The sequence below is a fragment of the Natronogracilivirga saccharolytica genome (assembly GCF_017921895.1).
In the GTDB taxonomy this organism is placed as follows: Bacteria; Bacteroidota; Rhodothermia; order Balneolales; family Natronogracilivirgulaceae; genus Natronogracilivirga; species Natronogracilivirga saccharolytica.
This window is the reverse complement of the sequence record NZ_JAFIDN010000003.1, coordinates 1-22,541: the sequence shown is the minus strand read 5'-3', so window position 1 is coordinate 22,541 and position 22,541 is coordinate 1. Positions and strand designations below refer to the sequence as shown.

Genomic DNA, 22,541 nt, shown 5'->3' with positions numbered 1-22,541 from the left:
GGAATAGACTCCGGGCATATTCCGATTTGCAGACCGGATTGGAAACTGCTCCTGAGGTCACCCCTTGTGAATTGTTATCGCGATTTATTAAAAAAACTTAAATATTCTGCCCGATTTTCTTTCTCCCTGTCCCGTTGCCGGAATACTCCGTGTAATGACCCCTTCCCTGATACTCCGGATCCCGGCTCTCTGAAACAGTGTCAATCCTCCGGTCATGGCGGAAGGATTTTCCGCCAACTATACTGACCAGATCTTCAACCGAACCATACAGCTCTCTGGACTGGGACGACAGCTCTTCTGCTGAGCTTGCCGACTCTTCCGCACTGGACGCATTTTCCTGTACCGAGCGGTCAATGTTTTGAATAGCGTCGTTGATTTGCTCCATTCCCCGCGTCTGCTCATTTGCGGCATTGGAAATATTGGTAATAAGCGCTCCGGCTTCTTTGGCCTGATCTCTGACACGCTCAAGGTTGCCGCTCACCTCTTTTGCGACTTCCGCACCTCCTTCGGTTTTGCTTCGCGACTCATTGATGAGTTCGGATGTGCTCCTTGCCGCTTCGGCACTGCGCTGCGCCAGGCTGCGGACCTCTTCGGCCACAACGGCAAACCCCTTGCCGGCTTCACCGGCCCGCGCAGCCTCTACAGCGGCATTCAAGGCCAGGAGGTTGGTTTGAAATGCAATGTCGTCAATCGTTTTTACAATTTTCGACGTCTGTTCTGAAGAATCGCGGATGCTGTCCATCGCCTCTGTCATCCTGGTCATAGCTTCAATTCCGTTATCCATCAATACATTCACCTGCCTGACAGTCTCTTCCGCTTTTCCGGAGCTGTCGGCAGTCTGTGCTATTTGTGAGGAAAAATCTTCCAGGGAGGATGTGGTCTGCTGCAATCCGGCCGCCTGGGAACTGGTATTCTGTGAAAGCTGCTGACTGGTTTCCGATAGCTGGTCCGAAGCGGAACTTACCTGCTCTGTACCGCCCCTGAGCCGTTCGATAACTCTTGACAATTTACCGGATACGGACCTGCTGACAATTACCCCGAGCACAAGGGAAATCAAAACCCCTGCAAGGGCAAGGATTCCCAGAATCCACAGCGACCGGTCTATTACCGCCTGTGTATTTTCCCCGTTGGCCAATGCCGCCATGCGATAGGACTCATCCAGCTCATCCACCAGATCCAGCACCCGTGTGTACGCATCCAGCCGCTCCATGGCCACATCGTGCTCGACCTGACGGGCAACGACCATCTCCTCCAGTCCCCCTGCAATATCACCAAGATCACCGCGCGCAGCCTCAAGCTGAATCTGCATCTCCGACGCCGGTGTATCAGCAACTATCCGCGAAACCTGATCCTCCTTGTCCCTGAAATCAGAAACAAGCCGTTCAATGACATCAAATTCATCAGCGGCTTCCGCTTCCCATATCCGGTCAAAATCGTTCCTGGCCTCTTCCAGCAGCATATCGGCCTGAACAAGCTCATCCTGATGAGATCGTACGGCAGCCGCATTTTCATCCGAAGCCTCTTCCGTCAGCTCCAATATCGCCTCCCGGCGCATGTCCATATACTGCGCTATATTGTGATGGAACTGGTCAAAGGCATTCTCCATATCCTCCTGTCGCTCCAGAAAAGTCTGTACTACTTCCCCCGACCGGTCGATGGAGTGCTCATAATCATCAAAAGCATTCCGCAGCTCGGTGAGATCATTTCTGAATGCTTCGGCATCCCGCTCTTCAGCCAACTCGAATCCCTCATCCACGTAGGCAACCGCCTCCTCAAAAGGCTCAACGGCACGATCCCACCAGTCCATATCCCGTGTTGCCGAAAACGTAATCATGAAATACACAACTTCCCTTGCATTCTCCTGAATCGATGAGGCCACGCTCCACTCTGAAAGATTGTTGTTTATCAGATCATCGGAGTACCCCCGGATTACACTCATCTGATAAAACGCCGCCCCTCCAAGCAGCAACGTAACACAAGCTACGGTCAAAAATGATACCGTCAGCTTTTTCCCAATGCTCCATGAATTCGAGTTGCTCAGCTCATCAGTCATAATACTCTAATATTTGTGTGATTCCGGTTATGTCCCTGATTCCGCATACCGGACGGGTGGGGAGGCATTAAAGAAGTAATGCACGACTGGTTCCGCACCCGGCCACGAAATTCGCTTCTTATTCGGGTTCAACAGATTACCTGCACCCTCGTTATCGGTGTTATCGGTCAGAAGCCGGAAAACTTAACCGGAATTCTGCGGAACCGTTTCACTTTCAGACTCATCCTGAGAAGCCGACAGGTACAAATAGAGCACAAGTCCGGTTATCTTTTTCAGCGCGCTGTACACCAGAAGCATCCCTGCTACGGATGCCAGCATGGTTTCATCCAGAACCCGGGCGTATTCGATTCCCGCCCACATGAACACCAGGTCTTTGCTGGGCACAAAGGGTATCCGGTTGACTACAATAAATATGGCGATGAAGGTCAGCCACACGGCAATGGAGGTTCCCGGCAGCGCCACGGCCCACATCAGCATCATGGCTCCGTGGTGCAGCAAAAAACGGGTCAGGTAGATACCGAATACGACCAGCGCCTTGCGCCGCGGAAGATCGAATATGTAACGGCGCAGCTGGTACAGCACTACGGCTGCAACCACGGCCAGAAACACCCCCGGAAACACATAGAGCAGATTGAGGTCTTCCGTTATGGCCGATATGTCTATGGTGCCGGTATATACCAGCGCGGCAAGCAGCAGCACCGCCACCATATTGGAGGTTACCGATGATATGATGGTGTTATCCCTGATGTTCTTGAAGATCTTTTTGTCCGGACCCTCAACACGCTTGCGGCCCCAGAGAAAAAGATAGAATTCTCCGGAGTAACCCATCACTTCGTTGTTATAGACGTGCTTCTTCAGGAAGGCCCGGAATCCGTCCGGTTTCCTGAAATTCCATACCTGCCCGTAAATAAAAATTTCAGCCACAGGAAGGTTGAGATACAGGAAAACAAACAGCAGATAAAAAAGCGGATGGGAAGGCAGAGACCGGAGTACCTCTCTCCAGCCGATGTCCGCCAGCTGATAGATTATCAGCCCGACTATGGCCAGAACGATCAGCCTTTGCAGGATGTACTGAGCTTTCTCAGTCCGGGGATCCTTCCGGATCCTCTCCCATAGCTGTTTTATGTCTTCTTTTGCTGTCAATAAATGCTGAATATGCTGACGGTTGCAACCACCTCAGGCAGATAACCGTTATCAAGGTACGCATCTGTGAGCATTTATTCCGAATTTGTATTGTTAAATCAGCAGCCGTTTTTAAAACGGCGGGATGTCAGAAGACAGGCCGCATCTCCGTTATACTTTTAATTTTGCAGTACACCGATCCGTAACTCAGGAGTATCAACATGGGCCATATTCTTGCAGCAGCCATTCAGATGAACAGTCAGCCCGATCTGGAAGCCAATATGGCCGATGCCGGACGTTTTGTGGGTGATGCGGCAGCCAGGGGCGCCTCTTTTGTTGCGCTGCCGGAAAATTTCGCTTTCCTTGGTGATGAAAAAGAGAAGCACCGTCAGGCTGAAACCATTGCTGAAGCAGTTATGCAACAGATCCCCGCACTGTCAAAAAAATACGGCATCAGCATTCTGGCAGGAGGCTTTCCGGTCAGGGCCGGATCGGGAAAAGTGTACAACCGGGCTGTGTTTTTCGATCCCGGGACCGGTCACACTTCCTCGTATGACAAAATCCATATGTTTGATATCCGTTTGTCGGATGAAGAGAGCTACATGGAGTCGGACACGGTGGAATCCGGCCGGACCAATGCTGTGGTCCATGACGGTTCGTGCGGGATCCGTTTCGGACTTTCAATCTGCTATGATGTCCGCTTTCCCGAGCTCTACCGCCGGCTTGCTTCACGGGGCGCCGAGGTGCTGTGCGTCCCCTCGGCTTTCACACGCCCGACCGGCGAGGCACACTGGGAGGTGCTGCTGCGCGCCCGTGCCATTGAAAACACCTGCTATGTCATCGCACCGGCGCAGACCGGCTTCCACGGGGAAAAACGGAAAACGCACGGACACACTATGATCATCGATCCGTGGGGAAATATTCTTGACCATCTTGGAACGGAGACCGGTATGGCTCTTGCTGAAATTGATATATCCTATCTTCAGTCCATCCGGAAGAAACTTCCGTCACTTCAGCATTACCGGCTGGACATTTGAGCCCGGACGAACCTGCTCAGTTCGATTCTTTATGCGACCTTGCCGCCTTGTGCCGTAAAAAAAGCTTTTTCTCAGCCACGGCGCTCATCAGCTGCTCCGTGTTGTTGAAACGGGCATGATGGTCCGGATTGCTTTGCGTTCGGGCATTCACCTTGATGAAATCGGCATAATCGTACATCACCGTATCCGGATAGGAGGCAAAGCGGACTTTCTTCAAGTCCAGGTCATAATATACCGTGTCCGGAACCTCTGAAATACGATCCTTCCGGATGATCTTGAGGTTTTTATCCCTTTGCGAGATCACAACAGAGTCTCCGGTAAAAGTGAAAAACCGGAGGGTGCTGTCGGGCTCCTCCAGAAGCTGCTCAAGACCCCGGACTTCCTCCTGAACCAGGTCCACCGCCAGGGCGGCCCTGGTCTGCATGTCATTGGCCAGGCGGTTATCTACCGACGATTCCAGAATCAGAGAGTTTATTCCCAGCACCATCAGAATAAGCATTGCAATAATAATTGGTGGAACGACCAGATCCGGTTGAAATGCCATGATCGTAATAATTATGAGTGGACGTTACTGGTGACTGTCACATCGGCAATACGGCTGTCACATATTCGGCTTTCTTTGTGTATTGACTTTTCTGCTCCATGAAAATCCGTATGGTCACGATATGTCCGCCCTGTCCGTGTACCAGCTCCTCGTCAGCCTCAAGCTCATAGGTTACATAAAACAGTTCACCTGCTTCGGACGGGAACGTTCTTCTGCGGGCCGGATTGGTCACATCGCTTAAATCGCCAAAATCAGCTTCGAGTTCATCGTACTTGAAAGCGTAGGACTGAATTTCTTCGCTCAGGTCCCTGCCAAGATTCAGTGCATCGTTCGTATGCTGATGATCAACAGAGTTGTGAACCGACTGCACGTACATCCTGCCGATGCTCAGCGAAACAATAGAAAGCAGGATTACCGCTCCAACGCTTAACAGTGTCTGACTTGTGGACATATGCTATCCCTTACATATGATTAGTTTCTCATTCCCAGTAAGCCAGTTCCACCGATCCTTCCCCGCCTGTGTCCAGATCTGGCAGTTCGGAGTCAAGATCCTCTTCGTAGTAAACATGCGAGTTGCCCACGGCCCTGAACGAATCCGATATCACGGCGCCATGGATGCTTGCCGATCCCCTCAGTTCCACATGTGCATTCGGCGCATAAACCACCCGTGATTCTGCCGATGCCGCCCCGCGGATATCCACACTGGTGCCGCCGGTGATCAGCGATCCCGTCAGTGAATTGGATCCGCCGAGCTCCACATTTGCCGATTTGGCAAACAACCCACCGTTAAAGTTGGTATCTCCGCGAAAATTCACGGCATCATTGCCGCCATAATAGAGAAAAAACCGCCCGACATCCCCGTCGCTGTTCACCGTACTGCTGGCGCCGAGATTGAGCTTGTTTTCCACATACACCTCCAGGCTCCCATCTCCTTCGAGGTGCACATGGCCGTTCTGTATGTCAAAGTTTCCCACATGGAGCACCCTGTCCTCATCTCCTAAATCTATGGTCAGACTGGTATTGCTCCGCACCCTGATTTCCGGAATGTAATAACCGTCAAAATCATTATACATAAGCGTTTTTGTATCATTTCCCTGCAGGTAAACCGAACTGCCGAAGAACATTTTCGGGGGATAGGAGGGGAAGTCAGGCATGGGATAGGTCTGCTCCCGGGGCAAATTAAAAATGCCTTCTCCGATGTTGCCTTCATGGCGCTTGTCTACAACAACAGCCGGGTCTCCTCCCGGACCTATGGACAGTGCATTTTCAATGACCGTTGCCCAGTCAAGTGTAACCGACACAGGTTCGGTGCTGTTGATCGATGCACTTCCTTTAATACTTGAGCTGCCCGTCAAGTCGATGGAGTGCTCGCCGTGAACTGCCTGGTTGAATACCGGATTCCAGCCGGATTGCCCGAAAGTGAGACCGGCAGATACCTTGTATGATTTCTCTTCAAACCGGCCGGTTGATTCGATGACCAGCAGAGTATCCGACTGATTCCGGAAGTGAAGCCGGTAGTCTCCGTGAAGTGCGTCCCATGGCTCAAACCCGGTTTCGGATGGAAACGAAATACTCTGATCACTTGCCGGAAGCAGCGGACTGCTTTCATCCTGCTGCAACTGTCTGATTGCAGCCATGATGGCACTTTGTGCAATATTCTGAGCCTGGTTATGGCTGTAGCTTTCTACGGTGCGGGTATTTGCGGCCAGATTTGTATTGATGAGGCTGTTGGCGTACACCGTCATCGAAAAAACGAGCGCAGATACCAATATCATTGCGTATTTCCCCATAAGCCGCCTTGTCTGTCGAGTGCCGATTGATCCGGCCGGTTAATAATAGCGCCGGATACTCCAGTTTTTGGGTGTAGATGATAACTTCTGATTGAATATTAAAAAAAATTAATACTAATGCAAACAATTAATTTTCTTGTACGGAAGCGAGGAAAAAACGCCCGGCAAGACCCCTAAACGAATAATATTATTAAAATTATTTAATTTATTAAGAGCCGGCGTGCTTTATGAATGGCATTGCGGCTAAAAAAATCTGCCGGAAAATACTTCAGCAACAAAGTGCTACCAGGCATAACTGTTAAAAAAGAGGGCATCCAGCTCCTCATCTTCATCCGGAATCCGAAGTAGCCGCGGATTATCCTCTTTTTCCACCCGGCCGTTCAGGTTCAGTTGAAACCGGTACTGCAGCTCGCGGCCGACACTATGAGCGGGAAAGGCAACTTCTTTTTTATAGATGGTTGAATCCGATTCGGATGGCAGCAGAGCCTTGCTGCCGCTTATGCGCAATGGGCCGAGGTCCCCTGTGAGTTCCACGGCATGATTTTCCGGATCGAAAACCCCCTCATCTATATGATTCTGCATGTTCACCTGGAAAGTGATCTCTGTTTGCGCAGATACCGTCAGAAAAAGGGCACTTGAAAGCAGAAAAAAAGGAATCAGAATATAACTGTAGTAATACATGCACTTGCAGATTTGTGACTTGCGATGTCGGTTGTTAAAAGAACTGGTTAATGTCAGATAGCAGGCTCTTCTTCACTGTCGTCTCCATCCTCCTGATGCGGATACACATTGGTAATCCAGTGCTCAACAGAAAAGACGCTTTCCCGGGGAAAGCTTGGGGGGATCAGATACTGCAGCCTGTCATCATAGCGGTACTGTTTGCTGAAACCGGACGATATGCCACTGCCGCTGAAGGTGCCAACCGCTGCCCTTCGCTCCTGGATAATTCCTCCGAGAAGATGAAGCTCTCCTCTCGGGGAACCCGTGTTATAATCCTCGGCACCGAAGGAATTTCCCAATGCCATAATCGATGCATGCACATGAATATCGCTGTTTCCATCATATTGATGGGCGTTTCGCTCTATCCGGACATTTTGCTCACTTACAATGCCCAGCAGGTCTTCCGAATCCGGATTGTCATGCGGATTATCATTGTACACCACGTCACCATTGATGAAAATGTCATTTGTCGAATGGACGGTATAGCTGCCGTCCACACTGCCCCTTAGAGAAATCTTTTCTGTAGAGCTTATCACACCATTTGAACCTTCCAGACTGAGTTCATATTCCATTCCGCTGTCAACTTCCATAACCCGGATTTTTTCGCCTTCAAGAAACTCAACCTCAACCTCTTCGTCAAATTCGACACCTCCCGACGAAGCGGCATCCCTCAGTATTTCAAGGTCCAGCTGAGAAGGCGGACTGCGTTCAGGTGCATTGAAGTCGGACCCGCTCAAAAAATGGGGATCATTAGTATGACCTCCATGCCCGCGCCACATTTCAGGGCTTGTTACACGTCCATGAAATGTCGGATCGCCTGCAATGTTGAAACGGCCATTGGTGTGTACCGGCCCCCAGATTTCATCCGACCAGATAAATAAGAAACCATTGTTTCAAGATTTTAAGCAAAATCTAACACTTGTAACTGATGGCTGTCACAGTCTTGCCGGAAAAAACACTGCGCTAACCTCAGCGCTCCAGATCTTCAAGCTGAAACTCCTGGAATTCATTGCGCATATCTCTTATCAGGTTCGGTGCGCTCTCAAATACGCCTTCAAGGCGCTGCTCAAGGGTGGGAACAAGGGAAGTTTCCAGCACCACCACCAGCTCCTGCACGATGTGTTCGGTAGAGTTGTAACCGAAAAGATAGCGCAGCCCGAAAAACCATCCGGGCAGGTCTTTGAGCAAGGGAACGCCCCTTCGGGTGACATTTTCTTCGGTTTCATAAAGTCCGGCTATGACCGTGGTTTCACCGCTGAGCATCAGCACCTCGGTTTCTGCCTCCTGCTTGTTCACAATCGTACTGGTCTCGCCGGGTGCCACGGTGCTGCGCTCGGCCCGGACAGTCATGTAGATGTAGGGGGTTCCCTCGTGATATAAAATATTGGGAACCACCTCCAGGATGGTTCCGGTGCTGAAAAACCGCTCCACAATGTTTCCGGCAAAATCACGCTGGCGCAGGGAGAAATCCTGTCCCACCTGGATGCGCCCGCTTTCGCCTTCCATGACCTTGATTGTGGGTGAAGAGATAACCTCGCCCTCATTCATCGACTCAAGCGCGTTGAAAAGGGCCGAAATATCCACGCCGGTGCCGCCCACATCGTCCCCGCTGATCTGTATGCCTATAGCCGGATCGCCGATACGGTCAGCGGCCTGATGATCAACCTGCACCCTTCCGTTGCTCACAGCAGACCAGTCAACTCCAAGCTCCCGGATGGCAGAACGGTTCACCTCAAAAAACGTGGCCTTGATCTCGATCTCCCTGGTGTTGAAATTGATGGTTTCGTCTTCCAGCTTGCGGGCGGGCTCCTGAACACGCTCCTGCTCTTCATCCGGCATCTCTTCTATCTCGATATACCGCTCATGCTCCAGCACAGCAAGATTGTTGTACCCGGCCACCCGCTCCAGCGCATCAAACCAGTGCATTTGCGGAACCTCAACACCGATTTCCCCGCTGAATCCGGATCGGTCAATGATGATCCTGCCGGTAAATTCCTCTGAAAACTCTTCGAACAGCGACAGGGCCTCTTCAAAATCCATGCTTTCATCAAGCACCACCAGCTCATCAGGATTGGTGTACTCCCGAACCGGCAGCCGGTCCTGTGCCGCCGCAACTCCAGCCGACACAATAAACAAGGCAAGTAATAAATTCAGTGCTGTAAGCTTCATGTGTTTAGCTCCCGTTATCAAATTGAAATTTCCTAATTCAGCGTCATCACAACACGGTCATACAAACCGCCGCGCACCAGTTCAAATACCGCCTCCTGTGTCTCCGTATCGATGCGCTGCAACCGGCCCAGGTACACGCGGTCTCCGGGTGTCAGCCGCTGCATCTCGCCATCCTGGTCACGGACCATGATGAACCGCGAAGTCATGCCAATGAGCCGGCTTTGATCCACATCGAGCCGGTTCTCCTCGTTGGGAGGCACCGGGTGTACAAGCGAATAGAACGGATTGTGCGTGATATTGCCAAGATGGTCAGCCCGAGACATCCGGACCGGCCGGGCAAGCCGGTCTTCCCGGTTGTAATATGCCTCCAGCTCCATCTGAAAATCTACTTTACTGAGCTTGTCCAGATCTGTGAAATTGCTGAGCTGAATGGAGCGGATGTGTATAATGGCGCTGCTGTGCTCAATCCGGTGGATCAGATTGTTGAGATTGCGGTATTCCGCCTCCCCGTTCAGCACAAAATGCATCGTCCCGTAATCGTCGTGTACCGTGGAGTCCCTGAGGGAATAGTTATACCGGATGAAGGAAATGCCGCGGCTGAGCTGATCGATATACTCGTAAATCCGTCCCAGGCGGTGGTCATCGAACAGCTCTTTGGGATGGTTGTCACGGATGTACAGCTGCCGGGCATGCTCAACCACGGTCTCATTGTACATGGCGGCTACTTCGGCATACTCGCTGCGCTCCTGATCCTTCCGGGATATTTCCTCCTCAAGCTCTTCGATATCCGAGGCATAGGTAAATCGCAGGAACAGCCAGCTGCCGCCCAGCATCAGCACCAGCGTGATAACAAGTATAATGGTATTTCGTATGCCGTAACTCATATGCAAAATCAGTGACTAATAATTTGGAATCCGGTTACCTCAGTTCAACTTCCCGGATATAGTCTTCATCCGGTTCGGGTATTTCCGGTGTAAAGCGATCAGGATCTGCGAGGTAATCATGCACTTTGAGTGAAAAATTGTGTATGGTGGCATCCCGGACCTCCGACTCTTCGACCCGTTCAATGCGTGCATCATCAAATACACGTGTAACCAGTGGCACGCGCTGCCGGTAAAGGGTATGCCCCTCCACGGAAAGCTCATCGCCGTCGACCCGGAAGGTGGTCAGCCAGGTGTTGGGGATTTCGGCCATACCCTCGTTGATCTGACCGAGGATCCGGGACCAGAGCAGCGTGTTTTCGGACAGTTCGATGACCCTGGCGTTTTTTTCCCGCAGCACCGCCTGCTCTTCGGTCATGTGTTCCACATCGGCAGCTACCGGACGCAGTTCGGTAATTTCAGTTTCTATCTGACTGAGTTCCCGTTCAAGCTGCTGCCGCTCAGATACATAATCCTGATACCAGTGATTGACCAGCAGGGGCGCCAGGGCGATGCAGACCAGCAATGCGGCCCCGTGCCACTGAAGCTTGAAAATTTTGTACCGTTCAATCACAAATTCCGGCAGCAGGGACAGAGAGGGCCATTCCGCCGTATCAATGCGGGCGGCTGCCTGTGCCGCGCCGATGGCCGTCAGATAGGGCCGGATAACTTCCGGGTTTTTCTGGATCTCTTCGGGCAGCTGCAGCTTTTCAGGATCCGGCCGGAACAGATCCACTTCCACATCGATAAACTGGTCCCTGAAGAAATCGCGTATCTGTTCGGCGGCCGTTGAGCTGCTGTGCATGATCAGCAGGCAATCCAGTGCAGGCAGCGTACCCTTGTCAATCTCGAAAAGCAGCTTGCTGAATACGGTCTGCTTTACATTTCGGGATCTTCCTCCTTCGTTGATGACCGGCAGGACATGAAAAATGCGGTGCCCCTTGAGAAACACCAGTCTGGTAGTGCGTTCCCCGATACTAAGCAGTCCGGTAATTTCTTCCTCGCCAAGACGGTAATGGCTCTGCACAAGCCCGGTCCAGATCACCTCGTCGGAGAGCATCTCGTGGATCCGGACCTTGCCGTCGTACGTAATTTCGGCCAGGTCAATCAGGTTGATCAGATCGGTGCCGTTGTCATGGGAAACAAGCCAGCCGTCACCATCATCATCCACCTCCCAGGTGTACTTGTCGGCCTCAATCTCTTCATTGTAGATAGGAGCCAGTTTCTCATTGATGAACTCATCCTGCTCCTTCTTTTTCATTTTCTTCAGGTTGACTCCCTGAAGCGGCTGGAAGATGGTCCTTCCCTGTGGAATATTGATTCCGGTGATGAGTTTTCTGTCGCCAAGCGAATTCAGATAGTTGCTCAGGATCTGCTCGTTGGTCTCCTCATCTTCCGACTCGTCATAGCCAACCTTGGTTTTGCCGGAATCGGATTCATCCGGGATATCATCGTCATCCATGCTGATGGATTCGAAATCGCTGAGGTCATCATCATCGAGATTAAAAACGGTATCGTCTTCCGGCTCCGGCGGCGGTCCGCCCGGTCTGGGCTTTGGGCGGTGCTCGATGGACTCCGGAAGCTCAAGGACCTCTATATCGACCAGCTGCAGTATACCTTTCACCTTGGTAAGGTGGGCAGCGTAAATTTTATTCCTGTCCTGGGCTAACCCTAAATATGCCTTTTTCTTCAATGGTGGCTCCTTTTGAGTCTGTTACCTCAGCAGTTCTTTCATCCGCTTTTTATTATTGGCGTAATTTACTGCTTCATCAGCAGAAATCCTGTATTCTTCAACCAGTCTTTTGAGATCCTGTTCCAGAGTGTGCATGCCGTACTGGCCGCCCTCTGCCAGCATCTGATAAATTTCGCCGACATTGTTGTTGCGGATGGCGGCCTTGACCGAATTGGTCGCCAGCATCACCTCCTTGGCCAGCACCCGCTTGCCGTCCAGCGTGGGGACCAGCTTCTGACTGATGACGCAGGTGATCACATCGGCCAGACGGTTGCGCACCCGGTCCTGCTCGCGGACCGGCACTTCCCCGATGATCCGGTCAATACTTTCGCTGGCCGATGCCGTATGCAGCGTTGAAAAGGTCTTGTGACCGGAATCGGACACTTCCAGAGCGGCAAGTATGGTTTCGTCATCGCGAAGCTCGCCGATGACAATGATATTGGGATCCTGACGCATGCTCTGCACCACACCGTCCCTGAATGACGGGACATCCCGCCCCACTTCACGGTGCCGGACAATACAGCGGACGGGTTCATGTACAAGCTCCACCGGAGAGGCGATGATGGCGATATGCCCGTCCACGCTTCGGTTGTTGGCATTGATGATGGTATCCAGCGTGGATGATTTTCCCGATCCGGTGATACCGGTCACCAGTGTCAGTCCGAATTTGAGATATTTCAGGCTCAGCACTTTGGCAATTTCCGGATGCAGCTGCAGCCCTTTGAACGGCCGGATCTCCGTTTCAATGCGCCGCATGTTCAGCGCCAGATGATCCAGGTCGAAGTAGATATCTGCCCGGAACCGGTGATCCGGTCCGTCGTCATTGGGAATAACATGGGAGAAATCGAGATTCCGCTTTTCAAAAAGCTGGTCGATCTGATCCTTGGAAACCAGATTCAGCAGCATGGCATCGGTTTCAATGAGATTGAATACGGGCGAATCCGGGTAGACGGATTTTTTCCCGTGAATACGGTACCAGATGCGGCCATGGCAGCCGCTTCCTCCCATGTCGATATCGGACGCCTCCAGGGAACTCATCATCATCAGGTGATGCTCAACCGCCTCTCTCAGTGCGTTTCGTACCTCCAGTGATGACCTGTTAATCAGGTCCACAAGCCATTTCTGCCGTTCGGTACCGTGAAGATGACCCGGGAACCGGGTGATTCTCTCGCGAAATTCGTCCAGATGCTTCTGGGACTGAGGATCAAGATTCATAAACCAATGTTACATCAATAAAAAATTCTGTCTACCACCATGTTGCCGGAACTGCCTCCGCCGGTAATATTGTCCTGAAGATTCTGAAGGGACTGACTGCTGTAGTGAACGGTGGGATTACCTTGCAGGTCAAAATCCGGCTGGTCAATCTCAACTTTTGCATTGTCGCCAAGTATTACCCCGCCATAAACATAAGGGGTTCCCGCGGCCGCCTCAAAAGTGCCGTGCACAATAATCAGGCCTTCAAATACAGAATCTCCCGACATAGTAAAGCTGCTGCCGGCTTCAACAATAATAATGCCGCCGTAATGAGCACTGCTGCCCGAAATTTTTACATCCTGATTATTACCCCCATCTTTTTCCCCAATGATGGTTACAGCGGGATTTTCGGGTGTTCCGAAATCGGATTCTGACTCATACCGCCTGCCCATGCCGCGGTATTCCTCCACTATTCGTTCAAGTTCTTCCGAGTCCAGATCATCCCGTTTAAGATAATCTGGATCTCCTTCATAGGGTATGCTGCCTCCGCTGATATTTATCAGGTCATCCTCATCATCCGGAGAGCTGATTCCCGGAAGAGCTTCAGCCGGTCCATCAGAACCGTCCGGATTTGTATCAAACCCCGAGACCATTTTTTTATCACCACCCGCTCCACTGAAATTGATCGTAGACCCCGACCCGTATACGCCCAGCGCCGACTCGATCTCCGGAAGCTCAATTGAGTTTTTTAACAAAAAGGCGAACGCTTCCAGCGTTTTGTCGCCCACCTGCACTTCGGAGCGGACGCGGTAGTACCCCTCCGGCACCTCACCAGGGAAATCATCATGTTCATCAATCCGCACATGCGCATCCATATCCTCATCAAGCGAGTAAATCCATGGCTGACTGTGGCTCTCCCAGCTATTGTCAAAATTCATGCGGTTGATGGCCATCTCCAGCGCGCTCCCGGCCATATTCTGCCCGTGATTGGCGTAAAAGGTTTCGACATTACCTCCGCTGACCGATACGCTGCGGTTGTTTACGGCGTGCTGTACGATTCCCAGGATGATAAATGATCCCAGGCAAATAATCAGTAATGCTCGTCCCATGTGGTTACCTCATGCGGATTAGCGTTCAGTTCAAATTAAACGGTGTGAGTTCTCCGGTCCAGGTGGATCGTTCAAACCGGTTGTTGGAAAACCGCTCCCGGCTCTCGGTAAACAATTCCACTCTGATCTGGCGAATATCACTCATCGGTCCCGCCTGCGGATCTACAGGCTGCCGCTGTGAGTCATAAAATTCCAGATGAAAACGGGTGACCCCCTGGATTACCACCTCTTCATCGCCGTTGACAAGACGTCTGAGCGGACGAATATCAGGGTTTTCATACGGTGAGTCTTCGCTTTGGTCGAAATACCACTCAATTTCAGTCGGATTTTCGTCGCCTTCAAAGTGCGTCAGGAACCGGATGCGATTCGTGTCGGCGGCCGTGACAGCGAACGAATCCTGGATCCCATAACCCATCGAGCGAAAATCATGGGCAATCAGGTCGGATGCCAGATCGGTCTGGATCTTGGTCATGTTGTAGAGCGTCTGCTCACCGCCGCTCTGCATAATCCGGGCATTAAGCGCAATAAGCGACAGCAGCACCAGGCCGGCGATAATCGTGCTTATAATATACCCGGGATTCATAACGGTTTAGTCAATGTTGTTCTCCGCCAGCTTGCGCTGCAGCCTGGCGACTTTGTTATTCATGGATTTGATCTTACGCTGCTGTATTTCCAGCAGGTTCATGATAAATATCTTGAATATACGCTCCGGCCGGGTGCGAAAAAAATCAATCACCGACTCCCGGTCGAAACGGATCAGAGCGACATCCGACTCGGCCTTGACCGTGGCCGCCCTGACACCTTTGCTGAACAAAAACTCTTCGCCGATAAAATCACCCGGACCCAGACTGGCAACTTTTATATTGTCTGTCCAAACAGACAGTACGCCATCGGCTATCAGCCAGCCATTGTGAACCTGCTCCGAGGCTTCCCTCGTGACAATTTCTCCGGACTGAAATGTTTCCAGCTCACCTGTGATAAAAAAACCCCTCAGGTCATCAGGAGAAAATTTCCTGAAAAGCGCCGGAACATTCTGAAGAATATCCTGCACTTTTTCATGATGAATCAGATTATTCATTTTTGAATCCATAATCACCATCCATTATAATATTCTAATATCCTCCCCGTCTCATCCCAAAACCGGGAAAATCGTCAAAAATGCGACTTTATATATGTTTTGGTTGCACCTTTCCTGCTTTCCAGACTGCGCACAACGACCGTTAATTTTTTATGATATGTCGGCTCACTAACCTCGTCATGAGGGTGCTCACCGTCCACATATACCACCTCGGCCTCCACCGCATAATCACCGATCTGTGTTGACAGGGTGTCGGCGTAACCGTGAAAATGATCGAATACCGTAAAATCACGGCGCTGCATCCCGGCCGGAGCGCCCAGCGTTTCACGAAAGCCGGCCGGCAGATCATCCTGATCGACCCCGTCCAGCAGCGCCTGGTCAAACGTCATTTTCCGTGCCTCTTCTACAATTGACTGCGCCATCGAAATGGCCGTTTTTTCATACTCCAGATCCACTTTGGACACCTCGTTCCGGACAATCACATTGTTTGCGACCAGCAGAAACACGGCGAAGATCACAACGGCAAACAGCGTGTAGAACAGATCGGTGTAATCATTCATGTGTCAGTCCTCCAGGGTCGTTGCCACAATCTCGTCAAGGGTCGTAATCCCGGCCTTGATCCTCTCGCGGCCGGATGCCCGCAGGGTCAGCATGCCGTTTTTGATCGCCTGCTGACGGATCTGATCCTCATCAATCTCATCTCCGGATTCGAAAACAATGTTCTTGATCTGCTTGTCAAAATAAAGAGCTTCGTGGATGGCGATACGGCCCTTGAAGCCGCGGTTGCACTTGTCGCAGCCCGCCGGCTCGTAGAAGGTGGTCTCTTCGATCTCCTCATCCGTAAAGCCAAGGCTGCGAGGCAGTTCAGGATTGACATCCTCCATCTCCCGCTTGCAGATTTCGCACAGTTTTCGGACCAGCCGCTGGGCCATGACCAGGTTGATGGCATTGGCAATCAGGAACGGCTCCACCCCCATCTTGAACAGCCTGGCCACGGCGCTGGGCGCATCGTTGGTGTGCAGGGTCGAGAACGTAAGGTGACCGGTGTTGGCCAGCTTGATGGCGATCTCGGCGGTCAGCAGGTCCCGGATCTCACCGACCAGTACGATGTCGGGGTCATGCCGAAGTATCCCCCGCATGGCATTGTCGAAGGTCATGTTGTGGGAGATCTTGAGCTGACGCACCCCCCTGATCAGATACTCGACCGGCTCCTCAACCGTCAGCACGTTGACCGACGGATCGACTACGGAATAGAGCGCGGCCACCAGCGTGGTCGACTTGCCGCTTCCGGTCGGACCGGTAATGATCACAATTCCGGAAGGCTTGCGGATCGCCTTGTTGAAATCATCGAAGGCCTGATTCTGCAGACCGAGTTTGTTGAGGTCGGTGATCACCTTGCGGTCGTCCAGCACCCGGATAACGATGGACTCCAGCTTGCGGTCGAACTCCTCTCCGACGATCGGCAGGATGGAGACCCGGTAGCGGATGTTGGTGCCGTCGATGCGCCGCTGGATGAAGCCGTCCTGGGCGGAGTCGCGCTCGAAGCGGTCTACATTCCGGCTTTTGTCCTTCACCACGGCCGACAGTGCCTCGGGTTTGAGGTTCGGCTGGGTGTGCCAGAGCTGCAGCTTGCCGTCCAGGCGGAAGAAAATGTCGGTTTTGTTGCCGGCGCCGGGGATGACGTGGATATCACTGACATCCTTGCGGACGGCCTCGACCAGCATGCCCTCGACCAGGGAGTTGAGCATGCTCTGGTTGATCTCGGCATCGAGCTGCTCCTCGTCGACTCCTTCCTCCTCGCCGGTCAGGTCCGGCTCTTCGTAGTCGTACTCATCCAGCAGATCCAGAAACTCGTTCTTCTGCTTATAGACCTGTTCGGTGATCTTCTGGATGGTCTCGAGCCGGCAGTACACCAGTTCGTACTGCTTGAAGGGGAGCCTGGAGGCGATATCCGAAATGCCGGGATCGGTCGGATCGGCAGAGGCCAGCACGAGGCGGTTGCCGCGCCTTTCATAGGGGATGGTGTTGCGGTGGAAAAGCTGATCCTCCATGCCGTCCGGGAGCTCTTCAATTATGGCCCTTGTATTATCGACCAGGTTCTGGTCCACCTCGCCGCTGGGCAGCACCTCGCGGAAAGCGTAGAGCTCGCTCATGTTGCTCATGACATCATGGCGGTCGGCGCCGAGCTCTTCGATGATCACGTTCCCGAGCCGGCGGCGCACCGATTCGGGCTCGGAAGCCTGGATTTCCAGAGCACGCTCAAGCTGATCGTTGTCGATGACCCCCTTTTTGACCAGCAGGTCGCCGATGCGTCTTCCGATGGAATTTCTGACGTTGGTGCTCATGGAAATACTGCGAATGTGTTGATTGTGCCTTGGCGGTGCCCGGCCGCGTCACCGTGCCGTAGATCAGCCCGGTGAAATAAGTGCTGCTTCGGATGAGACCACCGTGATGTAGACCAGGGCGATCATGATCAGCATGTTGATACCCAGATTAACCAAATCGATAACATTGTCCATTTTGTAGGTGGTCTGGATTTCATAATACTCGGCCAGCTGTTTGGAGTTTTCCTTCAGCGCACCCGATTCGGCACCCAGCCGGAACCGGCTCAGCGCGGTTTGCGGGAAGACCATGGTGGCCTCCATGGATTCAATCAGTCCGGCGCCGTCTTCCACCATCTTCCTGATGGCCACCTCCTTGACCTGCTTTTCGATATATGTATTGCGGCAGGCTTCGGATGCCACGCGGATCACCTCGATATTCTGTCCGGCGCCGCTGTAGAGCGTGTAAAATACTCTCGAGAAAATCTCAATGCTGGTTTTGTGGAGCAAATCTCCCATCACGGGAATTTTAATCACATGTTTATCAAACCACAGCTTGCCCTGAGGAGTTCTTATGAACATAATAAATCCGACAACGGGCATTACATGCGCCAGGGTTATCAGGATCCAGTGGCGCTGAATCCAATTGCTGAAGTCCAGCGTCGCGGCGGTCATGGGAGGAAGTACAATATCAAATTCCAGAAACATTTCGGCCATTTCCGGGAAAATGTAGGCCACATAGAACAGGACAACCCCGACAACCGCAATAAAAGCAATGACCGGCATCATCAGGGCACGGCGCATGTTTTTCTTGAAATCAGCGTCGCGCTCCATGAATTTGGCGGTGGAGTCGAACACCTGGGCCATGTTACCGCTTGTGGATGCCACGCTGAGCATGTAACAGGCGAACTGACCGAAGATTTTGCGGTGCTTGTCATACACCTCGGTTCCCTCCTTGCCGTCCCGCAAATCCTTCTGGATCTCCCGGATCACCTCGCGCATGCGCTTATTGTGCGTATCCTCATGCAGCAGGTTGAGGATCTGATCAAACGGCAGCTTCTGGCGCAGCAGGTCGGCCGAGAGCCGGATGAAGGTAACCACCTCCTTGTTGGGCACGCCGCCTTTCAGGTCAAGCCACTTTCGCTTGACACTGTCCACCTTGTAGCCCATTTTGACCAGGGCACGCTCCAGCTCCTCCTTGCTGAATGCCTCCTGCTCCCCCTCGATGGACCCCTTGCCGTTCTTCCGGACCCGGTAGATATACATATCCTTCTGGTCCAGGGACTTCTTCTTGAGGTTCCGGGACTTCACCAGCTTGTCCACACGGGCCTTCGCCACCTTTTTGCTGGGGGCCTTGAATTCGCTCTTTACGAGCTTGCCCTGAGGGTTAATGCCTTGAAATCGAAATTCGGGCATGGTTGGTTTTTATTGATTTAATATAGGGTACTCCGGATACGCTGCAAGAGTCACGATTCCTCGTCCTGATCCGCAATGGATACAATCCATTCGTGATTATCCTCGAGGAAACGCACTGTTAAAACCAATGCCGGGTCGCTGCCCGACGGTATGCCGCGTATTGAAAATGAGGATTCCTCGACATCTACTATTTCATAAATTCCGTTTTCATTGCCCCAGACACCCGGCTCGATTTCGGTTATCGGTGCAAGCAACCGCGGGAGCAAATCATCCTCAACCCTGGTAAAATCCTCACCTGCTCCACCTATGTTTGCAGGCCTGGTATAAACAACCTGAGCCGAAGTGGCACCTGACAGCAAATCTTGTCGGACCGCATCGCGGTTTGACTGAGCAACTCGCTCTCCAAATATGTTAACTGCTACAACTATTGTAAACGAGGTAATCAGTAAAACCAGTATTAACAACAATAATTGTTGCTGTGCCATTTATCAAAAGTAGAGTTATTGCATTTTATGATTTTTTTTAGTCGGCAATACTAAAAAAAAGGTATAGATGCCTCACAACAAGACATCTATACCAAAAATATAAAACTAAACAGCTAAGTTATGATGATGCGAACGGATCAGATCCATCCCAGCCTATCTCCCATGAACCTGTATCAACATCTCTACTTACAATTGCAAATATTTGATTATCAGGATCACTGGAAGGATCACCAGTAATTCTAAGTGAGTTTGCATCAATCACGTCCACCACATAGCATCCATTCTCATTACCATAGTTACCTGTAGCATCAGTACAGTTTTCATGTTCGAAAACTACCGGCATTCCTAACCTAGTTATTAAATCATCACCTTCACCTGCGCCATCATCTTGGATACGGGTAAAATCTCTTCCAGCACCATCTAGTGCTGTTGGTCTAGCATGTATCGCCTGAGCTTGCGAAGCACCCTGCAGGATATCCTGCCTTACGGCATCACGGTTGGCATCTTCGGCTGCGGTGCCGAATACGTTCAGCGCGACAACGGTCGCGATTCCTACGAGTATGGTTACCAATATTACGAGTAAAAGTTGCTGTTGACCCATTTTGTTCTCCGTTTGTTTTGTTACAGTTTCCGGAATAGTTGCGAAAGTCCTTGGAAGACAATCCCCTATTCCGTATTATTGCGATGTTTGTTGAAAAGTATGTCTCAAGTTCTGCATGGAAATAATAACCGTCTGTGGATGATTATCACTTATTTCGGTGGCAGGCGGCCGGACACATGCACCGACTGCCGTAACAAACCCGAAACACCCTTGTGTATAGAGAGGATACACTAAACCCCACTTTGTTACAAACTTTATTAGTAAAAATTAATTTTGTGGATAAGTTTCACCGGAACCAAAGCTTCTCCTCCATAATACTTGTGTCTAAGATAAAGGCAAATCTGTTATTTGCAACCTTTTTTTCAAGAAAATTTGAAAAATTTGAAAAACTTTTTTTGTGGATATCTTCCCGGCCAACCGGCATCCGACAAAATTCAGCCGTGTTTATTGCAAATATCAGCACTTCGTCGTATATTAAAAATTCTGTGTAATAACCGGGTGGTTAGCTCAGTTGGTTCAGAGCACCTGCCTTACAAGCAGGGGGTCACTGGTTCGAATCCAGTACCACCCACATCCTCCCAATGCCGTTCATATTATTTGCCCTACGGTTTTTTGAGCATATGCAAATCATTTTGAATGATGCAATAATAATTTTTTTGTTAAAAATAACTTTGTAGCTTTTTTTTATTTCTAATTTTAGTTGTAGATTAAAAATTGTAATTTTTATATAGATTTTTTTGATGACTGAGCGATCAAATTGAAAAATTAAATCCTAGTTGAGTACTTAATTTTTCTAACTGGGCCCATCTATAACAGTAATCAAAATATATATAATTGCTCCCAACAAAAGCGTGCTTCCCATAAGCTCAAATGACTCCTCCACAAGATGATCCATAAAATAATAACTTAGTGGATGAATTGAGAACATAATACTGTCTGGATTATAGGCTGCTACGTTGTTAACTAAAAGTTTATCAAGAATATATTTCCCAGTAACAACGTACCAATCCCCAATATGCCTTGTAGCTGATGCAATACTTGCAATAGCATAAAAGCCATAACCACTAAAAAGATAGTACTTTGTTTTTGTACTTAAACGTGAGAGAAAAAATAATTTTATAAATGCAAGTAACATTATGGCTCCAATTATTGAGTAAAAGGATACCTCAACTAGTGTTCTTATAATACTGTTACTGACTTCTATTGATAAAGCATGGCCCTCAGTATTAATAGCTATGATTTTATTAGCTAATATATGACGAATATTGAACATATCTTCCAAAATCATCAGAAATACTCCGATTGTGAAAAGCAACACCCCATATTTTAGATTAATTTGATATGTTTTGTGCAAACGTGAATAACATATGATTCCAATGAAAAATGTTAACCAAAGGAAAAGCCATTGTAAGTTTTCAGTTAAAAAACCTTCTCTGTTAATATGGAGCCAAAAAATCGAAACTGGGAACTGATTTGTCCATTCAGATACACCCCTAACATAAGCTTGCCTAAAGTCTATCTGCCAAGATAGATAGAAAACTATTATAAGGTAGAAACTTGAAAAAAGTAATATTGCTAGGGGCAACCATCTTATCCAAATATCAACATATGACTTTTTCATAATACAACTGACATTTCAAGTATCCGATTATGATTTCTGTGGAATAGGGTAATGATTTATCGTATTGAAGAATACTTCAAAAGACGTTTAATATCCAAGTTTCTTTTGTGGCTTGTTGTCAAGCTTTTTGGTCAATCTAATCCAGCCAGCTATAACTGGGGTTTATGTCAGCGATGGTCAATGAATCTTTGGTTTTGTTGAGCTCCTGTACTTTTTGGATTACTGCAGGGGTCTGTATTTTTTCATTCCGTTCTCAGATGCTTGTAAATGGCTCCATTATCTTTGCAATTTCAATATTTATGGCGGCATATAGTCATCTAACAAACTTTCATAGGCTCACCATGGTAAATTGTCGATAGTGAACCAATGCCGACTAGTTCCAGATCGATCTCAGCAGTTGTGGTTTGATTCAAAGATGGGATGACCGATATTCGAATTCATGATCGGGATTATTATAGGCAGGTTGTGGTTTGATTCAAAGATGGGATGACCGATATTAGTAACCAGAATCCGTGAGTTAAATTAGAAAAATTACAGTAACATCAAGTCTTTCATATGTTTAGCTAAATTTGTATCTTCACCCAATAGGTGAAACAAAGAATCGAAAGACTTGGATAGTTATGGACATT

The 22,541-nt window shown here is 50.1% G+C and carries 21 protein-coding genes and 1 tRNA gene; 2 read left to right on the top strand and 20 right to left on the bottom strand.

The window, feature by feature from the left end; genetic code table 11:
- Positions 1–97: 97 nt before the first annotated feature.
- The gene (locus NATSA_RS04495) at positions 98–2,053 is read right to left on the bottom strand and encodes a HAMP domain-containing methyl-accepting chemotaxis protein (protein WP_210510818.1); all 1,956 of its coding nucleotides are present in this window, start codon (positions 2,051–2,053) and stop codon (positions 98–100) included.
- 183 nt (positions 2,054–2,236) lie between these two features.
- Positions 2,237–3,196, bottom strand: a complete 960-nt coding sequence (locus NATSA_RS04490) for a hypothetical protein (protein WP_210510817.1) — start codon at positions 3,194–3,196, stop codon at positions 2,237–2,239.
- A gap of 200 nt (positions 3,197–3,396) precedes the next feature.
- Between NATSA_RS04490 and NATSA_RS04485 the strand changes: the two genes are divergently transcribed.
- Positions 3,397–4,212 (top strand): carbon-nitrogen hydrolase family protein, encoded by an 816-nt coding sequence (locus NATSA_RS04485; RefSeq protein ID WP_210510816.1) that lies wholly within the window; start codon positions 3,397–3,399, stop codon positions 4,210–4,212.
- Positions 4,213–4,228: 16 nt separating this feature from the next.
- Here the strand turns inward: NATSA_RS04485 and NATSA_RS04480 are convergent, their stop codons facing one another.
- The 17 genes from NATSA_RS04480 to NATSA_RS04400 all read right to left on the bottom strand — a co-directional run bounded on the left by NATSA_RS04480 (position 4,229) and on the right by NATSA_RS04400 (position 20,291).
- The gene (locus NATSA_RS04480) at positions 4,229–4,756 is read right to left on the bottom strand and encodes a hypothetical protein (RefSeq protein WP_210510815.1); all 528 of its coding nucleotides are present in this window, start codon (positions 4,754–4,756) and stop codon (positions 4,229–4,231) included.
- 37 nt (positions 4,757–4,793) lie between these two features.
- Positions 4,794–5,207, bottom strand: a complete 414-nt coding sequence (locus NATSA_RS04475) for a hypothetical protein (protein ID WP_210510814.1) — start codon at positions 5,205–5,207, stop codon at positions 4,794–4,796.
- Between the two features lie 28 nt (positions 5,208–5,235).
- Positions 5,236–6,546, bottom strand: a complete 1,311-nt coding sequence (locus NATSA_RS04470; RefSeq protein ID WP_210510813.1) for a DUF7305 domain-containing protein — start codon at positions 6,544–6,546, stop codon at positions 5,236–5,238.
- Positions 6,547–6,828: 282 nt separating this feature from the next.
- On the bottom strand, positions 6,829–7,227 hold the full coding sequence (locus NATSA_RS04465; RefSeq protein WP_210510812.1) for a hypothetical protein: 399 nt from the start codon (positions 7,225–7,227) through the stop codon (positions 6,829–6,831).
- Between the two features lie 53 nt (positions 7,228–7,280).
- Complete coding sequence (locus NATSA_RS04460; protein ID WP_210510811.1) at positions 7,281–8,045, bottom strand: hypothetical protein; 765 nt, start codon at positions 8,043–8,045, stop codon at positions 7,281–7,283.
- A 190-nt stretch (positions 8,046–8,235) separates the two neighbouring features.
- Entirely contained in the window at positions 8,236–9,435 is a 1,200-nt protein-coding gene (locus tag NATSA_RS04455) for a type II secretion system protein GspD (RefSeq protein ID WP_210510810.1), read from the bottom strand.
- A 32-nt stretch (positions 9,436–9,467) separates the two neighbouring features.
- Positions 9,468–10,319 (bottom strand): hypothetical protein, encoded by an 852-nt coding sequence (locus tag NATSA_RS04450; protein WP_210510809.1) that lies wholly within the window; start codon positions 10,317–10,319, stop codon positions 9,468–9,470.
- A gap of 34 nt (positions 10,320–10,353) precedes the next feature.
- Entirely contained in the window at positions 10,354–12,048 is a 1,695-nt protein-coding gene (locus NATSA_RS04445; protein WP_210510808.1) for a PilN domain-containing protein, read from the bottom strand.
- Between the two features lie 21 nt (positions 12,049–12,069).
- A complete protein-coding gene (locus tag NATSA_RS04440) occupies positions 12,070–13,302 on the bottom strand; it encodes a type IV pilus twitching motility protein PilT (RefSeq protein ID WP_210510807.1) in 1,233 nt (410 codons plus the stop codon).
- A gap of 14 nt (positions 13,303–13,316) precedes the next feature.
- Positions 13,317–14,390 (bottom strand): hypothetical protein, encoded by a 1,074-nt coding sequence (locus tag NATSA_RS04435; RefSeq protein WP_210510806.1) that lies wholly within the window; start codon positions 14,388–14,390, stop codon positions 13,317–13,319.
- Positions 14,391–14,415: 25 nt separating this feature from the next.
- Positions 14,416–14,973 carry a hypothetical protein gene (locus tag NATSA_RS04430; RefSeq protein ID WP_210510805.1) on the bottom strand — a complete coding sequence of 186 codons (558 nt, stop codon included), beginning with the start codon at positions 14,971–14,973 and terminating at the stop codon, positions 14,416–14,418.
- Positions 14,974–14,979: 6 nt separating this feature from the next.
- On the bottom strand, positions 14,980–15,468 hold the full coding sequence (locus NATSA_RS04425; RefSeq protein ID WP_210510804.1) for a Crp/Fnr family transcriptional regulator: 489 nt from the start codon (positions 15,466–15,468) through the stop codon (positions 14,980–14,982).
- A gap of 74 nt (positions 15,469–15,542) precedes the next feature.
- Positions 15,543–16,028: a hypothetical protein gene (locus NATSA_RS04420; protein ID WP_210510803.1), complete on the bottom strand. Its 486-nt coding sequence runs from the start codon at positions 16,026–16,028 to the stop codon at positions 15,543–15,545.
- Positions 16,029–16,031: 3 nt separating this feature from the next.
- Positions 16,032–17,813 carry a GspE/PulE family protein gene (locus NATSA_RS04415; RefSeq protein WP_210510802.1) on the bottom strand — a complete coding sequence of 594 codons (1,782 nt, stop codon included), beginning with the start codon at positions 17,811–17,813 and terminating at the stop codon, positions 16,032–16,034.
- 63 nt (positions 17,814–17,876) lie between these two features.
- Positions 17,877–19,205 carry a type II secretion system F family protein gene (locus NATSA_RS04410; protein WP_210510801.1) on the bottom strand — a complete coding sequence of 443 codons (1,329 nt, stop codon included), beginning with the start codon at positions 19,203–19,205 and terminating at the stop codon, positions 17,877–17,879.
- A 50-nt stretch (positions 19,206–19,255) separates the two neighbouring features.
- Positions 19,256–19,690 carry a hypothetical protein gene (locus NATSA_RS04405; protein WP_210510798.1) on the bottom strand — a complete coding sequence of 145 codons (435 nt, stop codon included), beginning with the start codon at positions 19,688–19,690 and terminating at the stop codon, positions 19,256–19,258.
- 118 nt (positions 19,691–19,808) lie between these two features.
- The gene (locus NATSA_RS04400; RefSeq protein WP_210510796.1) at positions 19,809–20,291 is read right to left on the bottom strand and encodes a hypothetical protein; all 483 of its coding nucleotides are present in this window, start codon (positions 20,289–20,291) and stop codon (positions 19,809–19,811) included.
- A 496-nt stretch (positions 20,292–20,787) separates the two neighbouring features.
- On the opposite strand from NATSA_RS04400, the gene NATSA_RS04395 reads away from it, so the two are divergent.
- A tRNA-Val gene (locus NATSA_RS04395) sits at positions 20,788–20,862 on the top strand.
- A 222-nt stretch (positions 20,863–21,084) separates the two neighbouring features.
- Here the strand turns inward: NATSA_RS04395 and NATSA_RS04390 are convergent.
- On the bottom strand, positions 21,085–21,912 hold the full coding sequence (locus NATSA_RS04390; protein ID WP_210510794.1) for a hypothetical protein: 828 nt from the start codon (positions 21,910–21,912) through the stop codon (positions 21,085–21,087).
- Positions 21,913–22,541: the final 629 nt, after the last annotated feature.

What these genes read in the sequence shown, in the direction of transcription:
- NATSA_RS04495 (WP_210510818.1), bottom strand. Translation starts at nt 2,053, where the DNA reads ATGACTGATGAGCTGAGCAACTCGAATTCATGGAGCATTGGGAAAAAG.
- NATSA_RS04485 (WP_210510816.1), top strand. Translation starts at nt 3,397, where the DNA reads ATGGGCCATATTCTTGCAGCAGCCATTCAGATGAACAGTCAGCCCGAT.
- NATSA_RS04480 (WP_210510815.1), bottom strand. Translation starts at nt 4,756, where the DNA reads ATGGCATTTCAACCGGATCTGGTCGTTCCACCAATTATTATTGCAATG.
- NATSA_RS04475 (WP_210510814.1), bottom strand. Translation starts at nt 5,207, where the DNA reads ATGTCCACAAGTCAGACACTGTTAAGCGTTGGAGCGGTAATCCTGCTT.
- NATSA_RS04470 (WP_210510813.1), bottom strand. Translation starts at nt 6,546, where the DNA reads ATGGGGAAATACGCAATGATATTGGTATCTGCGCTCGTTTTTTCGATG.
- NATSA_RS04465 (WP_210510812.1), bottom strand. Translation starts at nt 7,227, where the DNA reads ATGTATTACTACAGTTATATTCTGATTCCTTTTTTTCTGCTTTCAAGT.
- NATSA_RS04460 (WP_210510811.1), bottom strand. Translation starts at nt 8,045, where the DNA reads ATGTGGCGCGGGCATGGAGGTCATACTAATGATCCCCATTTTTTGAGC.
- NATSA_RS04455 (WP_210510810.1), bottom strand. Translation starts at nt 9,435, where the DNA reads ATGAAGCTTACAGCACTGAATTTATTACTTGCCTTGTTTATTGTGTCG.
- NATSA_RS04450 (WP_210510809.1), bottom strand. Translation starts at nt 10,319, where the DNA reads ATGAGTTACGGCATACGAAATACCATTATACTTGTTATCACGCTGGTG.
- NATSA_RS04440 (WP_210510807.1), bottom strand. Translation starts at nt 13,302, where the DNA reads ATGAATCTTGATCCTCAGTCCCAGAAGCATCTGGACGAATTTCGCGAG.
- NATSA_RS04435 (WP_210510806.1), bottom strand. Translation starts at nt 14,390, where the DNA reads ATGGGACGAGCATTACTGATTATTTGCCTGGGATCATTTATCATCCTG.
- NATSA_RS04430 (WP_210510805.1), bottom strand. Translation starts at nt 14,973, where the DNA reads ATGAATCCCGGGTATATTATAAGCACGATTATCGCCGGCCTGGTGCTG.
- NATSA_RS04425 (WP_210510804.1), bottom strand. Translation starts at nt 15,468, where the DNA reads ATGAATAATCTGATTCATCATGAAAAAGTGCAGGATATTCTTCAGAAT.
- NATSA_RS04420 (WP_210510803.1), bottom strand. Translation starts at nt 16,028, where the DNA reads ATGAATGATTACACCGATCTGTTCTACACGCTGTTTGCCGTTGTGATC.
- NATSA_RS04415 (WP_210510802.1), bottom strand. Translation starts at nt 17,813, where the DNA reads ATGAGCACCAACGTCAGAAATTCCATCGGAAGACGCATCGGCGACCTG.
- NATSA_RS04410 (WP_210510801.1), bottom strand. Translation starts at nt 19,205, where the DNA reads ATGCCCGAATTTCGATTTCAAGGCATTAACCCTCAGGGCAAGCTCGTA.
- NATSA_RS04405 (WP_210510798.1), bottom strand. Translation starts at nt 19,690, where the DNA reads ATGGCACAGCAACAATTATTGTTGTTAATACTGGTTTTACTGATTACC.
- NATSA_RS04400 (WP_210510796.1), bottom strand. Translation starts at nt 20,291, where the DNA reads ATGGGTCAACAGCAACTTTTACTCGTAATATTGGTAACCATACTCGTA.
- NATSA_RS04390 (WP_210510794.1), bottom strand. Translation starts at nt 21,912, where the DNA reads ATGAAAAAGTCATATGTTGATATTTGGATAAGATGGTTGCCCCTAGCA.